The 6,669-nt window shown below is 35.1% G+C and carries 6 protein-coding genes and 1 other RNA gene; all 7 read left to right on the forward strand.

The window, feature by feature from the left end; all coding sequences use genetic code 11:
- Positions 1 to 79: 79 nt before the first annotated feature.
- The 7 genes from treC (at position 80) to recR (ending at position 6,300) form a co-directional block, all read left to right on the forward strand.
- Positions 80 to 1,714, forward strand: a complete 1,635-nt coding sequence (gene treC, locus KA814_RS11370) for an alpha,alpha-phosphotrehalase (RefSeq protein ID WP_107359874.1) — start codon at positions 80 to 82, stop codon at positions 1,712 to 1,714.
- A gap of 30 nt (positions 1,715 to 1,744) precedes the next feature.
- On the forward strand, positions 1,745 to 2,470 hold the full coding sequence (gene treR / locus KA814_RS11375; RefSeq protein ID WP_064209971.1) for a trehalose operon repressor: 726 nt from the start codon (positions 1,745 to 1,747) through the stop codon (positions 2,468 to 2,470).
- A 71-nt stretch (positions 2,471 to 2,541) separates the two neighbouring features.
- Positions 2,542 to 2,811, forward strand: an RNA gene (gene ffs / locus KA814_RS11380) — signal recognition particle sRNA large type.
- Positions 2,812 to 2,992: 181 nt separating this feature from the next.
- Complete coding sequence (locus KA814_RS11385) at positions 2,993 to 3,523, forward strand: GNAT family N-acetyltransferase (protein ID WP_107359873.1); 531 nt, start codon at positions 2,993 to 2,995, stop codon at positions 3,521 to 3,523.
- Between the two features lie 59 nt (positions 3,524 to 3,582).
- Positions 3,583 to 5,292, forward strand: a complete 1,710-nt coding sequence (gene dnaX / locus KA814_RS11390) for a DNA polymerase III subunit gamma/tau (RefSeq protein WP_107359872.1) — start codon at positions 3,583 to 3,585, stop codon at positions 5,290 to 5,292.
- Between the two features lie 89 nt (positions 5,293 to 5,381).
- On the forward strand, positions 5,382 to 5,699 hold the full coding sequence (locus tag KA814_RS11395) for a YbaB/EbfC family nucleoid-associated protein (RefSeq protein WP_026034724.1): 318 nt from the start codon (positions 5,382 to 5,384) through the stop codon (positions 5,697 to 5,699).
- Between the two features lie 4 nt (positions 5,700 to 5,703).
- Positions 5,704 to 6,300, forward strand: a complete 597-nt coding sequence (gene recR, locus KA814_RS11400; protein ID WP_046206986.1) for a recombination mediator RecR — start codon at positions 5,704 to 5,706, stop codon at positions 6,298 to 6,300.
- Positions 6,301 to 6,669 lie beyond the last annotated feature (369 nt).

Below are 6,669 nucleotides of genomic sequence, written 5' to 3' on the forward strand. Positions count from 1 at the left end.
ATAGATAAGTACAACTAAACTCGCTAAGTTTGTTTAGCGAGTTTCTTAATTTAAAATACAAAGATAAGGTGGTAATTAAATGGTAGTCAATGATTGGAGAAAATCGGTAGTTTATCAAATTTATCCCAAATCATTTAATGATACGACAGGTAATGGTGAGGGAGATTTAAACGGCATAATTGAAAAGTTAGATTATCTACAATATCTGGGTGTGGATTATATTTGGTTAACGCCTATTTATGAATCACCTATGAATGATAATGGTTATGATATTAGTGATTATTATAAAGTGAACGAACAATTTGGCACGATTGAAGACTTAAAAAGGTTGATTGCTGAAGCGCATCGACGCGATTTAAAAATAATGATGGATATCGTCATTAACCATACTTCTACAGAACATGAATGGTTTAAACAAGCATATTCAGATAAAAGTAACCCGTACAGAGACTACTATTTCTTTAAGCGGTCAGCGGATAATCAACCACCAACTAATTGGGAATCGAAGTTTGGTGGTAATGCTTGGAAATACGATGAAAAAACGGATGAATATTACCTACATTTATTCGATGTAACACAAGCAGATTTAAATTGGGATAATCCAGAAGTACGTCGGGAACTTTATAAAGTAATTAATTATTGGATTGACTTTGGCGTAGACGGTTTTAGATTCGATGTCATTAACTTAATATCAAAAGGTGAATTTAAAAATTCAGAAAAGGTAGGAAAGGAATTTTACACTGATGGGCCACGTGTGCATGAATATTTACATGAAATGAATCAGCAGACATTTGGTAGTAAAGATATGATGACGGTGGGTGAGATGTCTTCAACAACGATTGAAAATTGTATCCAGTATACGGATCCTGCACGTCAAGAGCTAAGTAGTGTGTTTAATTTCCATCATTTAAAAGTAGACTATATTGATGGCGAAAAATGGACAAACGCTAAATTAGATTTCCATAAATTAAAAGAAATATTAATGGAATGGCAAATAGGTATTTATAACGGTGGCGGATGGAATGCCATTTTTTGGTGCAATCATGATCAACCACGTGTGGTAACGCGGTTCGGTGATGATTCGACTGAAGCCTTACGTCAAAGTAGTGCTAAAATGTTAGCCATCGTCTTGCACATGCTCCAAGGTACGCCGTATATTTATCAAGGTGAAGAAATTGGCATGACAGATCCTCATTTTAATGATATCGACCAGTATAGAGATATAGAATCTTTAAATGCATATCATAAGTTAAAAGGTGAAGGTTATCCAGTAGCAGAGATTCTAACGATTTTAGGACAAAAATCTCGTGATAATTCTCGTACACCCGTACAGTGGACAAATGGTGAAAATGCAGGTTTTACTTCCGGTACACCTTGGATTGATATTCCTGATAATTATAAGGAAATTAACGTTGAAGCAGCTATAGAAGACGACCAATCTATTTTACAAACATATAGAAAATTAATAAAGTTACGTCACGAATATGATATTATAACTTATGGAAATATTGAGCCACTTTACATGGATCACGATGAATTGTTTATTTATAAGCGTCATCATGAAGATGAAACATGGTTGGTGATTGCTAACTTTTCAAAAGCAAAAGTTGAAATACCAAAAGCGTTAAACGTTGATGGGCAAGTCATGTTACAAAATGGGTCGATTGAGAATGGCTTAATAGATGGATTTGGTGCCATAGTAGTTAGACAATAATTTAAAGTAAAAGGCAGTGAGTGAAATCACATGAAACAGAAAAAATTTATTTCGATTTATGAAAATTTACGCACAGATATCATCGAATCAAAGTTACCCTATGGCGCTCAATTGCCCTCAGAAAATGAATTGGTATTCGACTATAATGCTTCTCGCGAAACTGTGCGCAAAGCGCTTAATCTACTTGTTAGAGATGGCATGATTCAGAAAATAAAAGGTAAAGGTTCAGTTGTCATCTATCAAGGTATTACAGAATTCCCATTTGCGAATTTAACCAGTTTCAGGGAAGTTCAACAAGGGTTAGGTCTGAGTCACGAGACTGAAGTTAGATTATTAGAACGCATACCTGCTAGTGAAGCGCCAGAAGTAAAAAGCGCTTTGGGCTTGCGTCAGAGTGAGACATTGTGGCATATTATTCGAACGCGAAAGATTGATCATCGTGTGAAAATTATCGATGAAGATTATTTAGTAGAAAAAATCGTTCCTAATATAACGATGCATATTGCTAAAGATTCGTTGTACCATTATATAGAACAAACATTGAAACTAGAAATTAGTTACTCTAATAAATCTATCACCTTCGAATCATTTGGTGATTTAGAATATGAAATATTTGGAGATGTAACGCCGTCGTATACTGCTACGGTCCGAGGAATCGTCCATTTAAAGGATACGACAAAATTTCAATATAATATTTCCAAACATTTAGCTACAGAATTTAAGTTTAACGATTTTTCGAGACGTCATAAAATTTAATGAAATAAGTTATAAAATAATGAATTGTATGACTTGCAATCAGTCATTACCTTATAGTATGATATATCTTGCCGTGCTAGGTGGGGAGGTAGCGGTTCCCTGTACTCGAAATCCGCTTTATGCGAGACTTAATTCCTTCGCTGAGGCTACGTTTTTGTGAAGTCTGCCCAAAGCACGTAGTGTTTGAAGATTTCGGTCCTATGCAATATGAACCCATGAACCATGTCAGGTCCTGACGGAAGCAGCATTAAGTGGATCATCATATGTGCCGTAGGGTTGCCGAGATTTAGCTGTCGACTTTGGTTACGTTTATGATACGTATTCGAAGCGAAGGTGCACGGTTTTAATTTTTAAATAAATACAATTAACCATATATTATGAGTGACTTATCTTTTGATAGCAGTCACTCTTTTTTTATATTAAAATAAGAGCGATACATTAATTTAATTGATCGAACTGCAACGATATCATTCTGATTGTAACTGCTGAAAATTGAATTTAGTGAATTTGGAGGAACGACATATGCAAATTTATTTAAGTACATTAACTGAAAATGACTATGACGCAAGTTTAGAGGAAATAAAAACCGCTTTTGAAAACGTCGTAGAGTCTAACCATGATGAACAAGATTTAGTTTTGAAAATTAGAGCGTCGACAGAGTATAATTACGAATTGGAAGTTGTTGCTAAGACAGATGAAGGTGATGTCGTTGGTCATGTGATGCTTTCGGAAATAGAGATTATTAACGATGAAACACGCTTTACCGCCTTAGCGTTAGCCCCTTTATCCGTATTGTCGAAATACAGAGGTAAAGGTATAGGTAAAGCCCTTGTCCAAGCAGTGGAGGAACGTGCAAAAGCGCAAGATTATACGACAATCATTGTACTTGGAGATCCTGGATATTATGGTATGTTAGGTTATGAAGAGGCGAGCCGTTATCAAATTTATAGTCCATTTGATGTGCCATCGAAATATTTTATGGTTAAATTCTTGTGGGAACAACTTGTTGAGCAACCAAATGGTAATGTAGTTTATCCAGAGGCATTTAATTAATATTCAAAATATAAAGCACAGTGATATAATAGTTGTTGAATGTTATTGGAGGTGCAAAGGTGAATTATCAAGCTTTATATAGAATGTTCAGGCCCCAAAGTTTTGAAGATGTAGTTGGCCAAGAACATGTAACTAAAACATTGCGCAACGCAATTTCAAAAGGAAAACAATCACATGCGTATATTTTTAGTGGACCTAGAGGAACAGGTAAAACAAGTATCGCAAAAGTATTCGCGAAAGCTATCAACTGTCTAGAACGTTCTGATGGAGAACCTTGTAATGAATGCGCTATTTGTACAGGTATTACGCGCGGAACGAATTCAGATGTGATTGAAATAGATGCTGCTAGTAATAATGGTGTGGATGAAATTAGAAATATCAGAGATAAAGTTAAATACGCACCAAGTGAATCAAAATTCAAAGTATACATTATAGATGAAGTTCATATGTTAACAACAGGCGCTTTCAATGCGTTGTTGAAAACTTTAGAAGAACCACCAGCCCATGCAATCTTTATTTTGGCGACTACTGAACCACATAAAATACCTCCGACAATTATTTCAAGAGCGCAAAGATTTGATTTTAAAGCAATTAGCCATGATGAAATTGTAGAACGTTTGCAATTCGTAGCAGACAATCAAGAGATAGAATATGATCATGGAGCCTTAGATTTTATCGCTAAAGCTTCTGAAGGCGGTATGCGAGACGCGCTAAGCATTATGGACCAAGCAATCGCTTTTGGCGATGAACACCTTACATTACAAGACGCGTTGAATGTAACTGGTAGTGTAGATGCTCAAGCGTTGAATGATTTACTGAAAGAGGTAGTTGAAGGAGATGTAAAAACTGCATTTTCAACTTACCATCAATTTATTGCACAAGGTAAAGAAGTAAATCGCTTGATTAACGATATGATTTATTTTGTAAGAGATACCATTATGGATAAGACATCTAATATGGATTCTGAATATGATGCATTGATGCATTTTGACTTGGATACTTTATATAAAATGATTGACGTGATTAATGATACGCTTGTTTCAATCAGATTTAGTGTCAATCAAAGCGTTCATTTTGAAGTATTATTAGTTAAAATAGCAGAAATGATTAAAGGAGAACCTGAAAATGTGCAAACTGTTGCTACAACGAGTGTAGCCAGTGAGCCTAATAATGAAGTATTGTTACAGCGAATGGAACAATTAGAAAATGAATTAAAAACTTTAAAATCACAGGGCGTCGTAGCTAACAGTGCCAAACCACAAGCTAAAAAAACAGCTAGTAAAGGTCCACAATCGAAAAATGCATTTTCAATGCAACAAATAGCCAAAGTGTTAGACAAAGCTAACAAAGAAGATATTAAGCAACTTAAAGACCACTGGCAAGAAGTTATAGATCACGCTAAGAGTAATGATATGAAGTCATTAGTAAGTCTTCTTCAAAATTCAGAACCAGTGGCAGCAAGTGAAACCCATGTACTGATTAAATTCGAAGAAGAAATACATTGTGAGATTGTAAATAAAGATGATGAAAAAAGAGAGAATATTGAGAACGTAGTATGTAACATTATAGATAAAACAGTGAAAGTAGTCGGTGTCCCAGCAGACCAGTGGATGAGGGTAAGGACAGAATATCTTCAAAATCGTAAACAAGGTACAAGTGCCGAGGAAAACAGAACAGCGACAACAACGTCACCTGAAGATGTTGATGTCGTTCAAAAGGCGAAGGACTTATTTGGAGAAAATACAGTAAATGTCATAGATGAAGAGTGATACATGACAATGAATTAAAAGGCATGTATAATGAGACAAAAGATGAAATACAATCAGTTGAGATTGAAGTTTTTAAGGAGGATAAATATATGCGCGGTGGCGGAAATATGCAACAAATGATGAAACAAATGCAGAAAATGCAAAAGAAAATGAATGAAGAGCAAGAAAAATTAAAAGAAGAAAAAGTACAAGGTACGGCTGGCGGTGGCATGGTGACTGTCACAGTATCAGGTCACAAAGAAGTTCTCGATGTAGAAATTAAAGAAGAAGCAGTTGATCCAGATGACATTGAAATGTTACAAGATTTAGTTATTGCTGCTACTAATGAAGCGATGAATAAAGCTGATGAACTTACTCAAGAACGCTTAGGTAAGCATACACAAGGCTTAAATATTCCTGGAATGTGATTGTATGCACTATCCAGAACCAATATCCAAACTTATCGACAGTTTCATGAAACTGCCAGGCATTGGGCCTAAAACAGCCCAACGTCTGGCGTTTCATGTATTAGATATGAAAGAAGACGATGTCGTTCAATTTGCTAAAGCTTTAGTCGATGTTAAACGAGAACTTACCTATTGTAGTGAATGCGGGCATATTACTGAGCAAGATCCATGTTATATTTGCCAGGATAAACAGAGAGATCGCTCAATTATTTGTGTAGTTGAGGACGATAAAGATGTAATCGCTATGGAAAAAATGCGTGAATATAAAGGCTTGTACCATGTGTTACATGGTTCTATTTCTCCGATGGATGGCATAGGACCGGAAGATATTAATATTCCAAGTCTGATTAATCGTTTGAAAAATGACGAAGTAAAAGAGTTAATCTTAGCGATGAACCCCAATTTGGAAGGTGAGTCAACAGCAATGTATATATCAAGACTGGTCAAACCAATTGGTCTAACAGTAACTCGATTAGCGCAAGGACTTTCTGTCGGCGGAGATTTAGAATACGCGGATGAAGTAACCCTATCAAAAGCGATTATGGGCAGAACAGAGATGTAGTAAATGCTCAATTGTAAATTCAAATGAAACCGAAGCTACCTTTTTTAAGGTAGCTTTAATTTTTCGAAAAGAATTTTAATAAATAGTAAAGTTTGTTTTATAGAGGTTTATCAGCTGTTTTTCGATAACAAACCTCGTGACGAATTAATAAAAACGAACTTTATGTATTTTTCGATATTTTAAAGTATGTGAATTGAAGAAGTTATGCTTTTGGTTTTACATAAAAGTGTAAATTTTACTGTTGTTCAAAGCGTTTTAAGCGTGTATAGTATTTACTTGTCGGACGAAACAAAACGACACACAAAACAATATTTCAAAACAAGCTTTAAAATTAATTTTAAAAAGTTCTTGACTTTCAAAGTCAAAACC

Source organism: Staphylococcus sp. GDY8P196P, from assembly GCF_017891705.1.
Taxonomy (GTDB): Bacteria; Bacillota; Bacilli; order Staphylococcales; family Staphylococcaceae; genus Staphylococcus; species Staphylococcus ureilyticus.

What these genes read in the sequence shown, in the direction of transcription:
- treC (WP_107359874.1), top strand. Translation starts at nt 80, where the DNA reads ATGGTAGTCAATGATTGGAGAAAATCGGTAGTTTATCAAATTTATCCC.
- treR (WP_064209971.1), top strand. Translation starts at nt 1,745, where the DNA reads ATGAAACAGAAAAAATTTATTTCGATTTATGAAAATTTACGCACAGAT.
- KA814_RS11385 (WP_107359873.1), top strand. Translation starts at nt 2,993, where the DNA reads ATGCAAATTTATTTAAGTACATTAACTGAAAATGACTATGACGCAAGT.
- KA814_RS11395 (WP_026034724.1), top strand. Translation starts at nt 5,382, where the DNA reads ATGCGCGGTGGCGGAAATATGCAACAAATGATGAAACAAATGCAGAAA.
- recR (WP_046206986.1), top strand. Translation starts at nt 5,704, where the DNA reads ATGCACTATCCAGAACCAATATCCAAACTTATCGACAGTTTCATGAAA.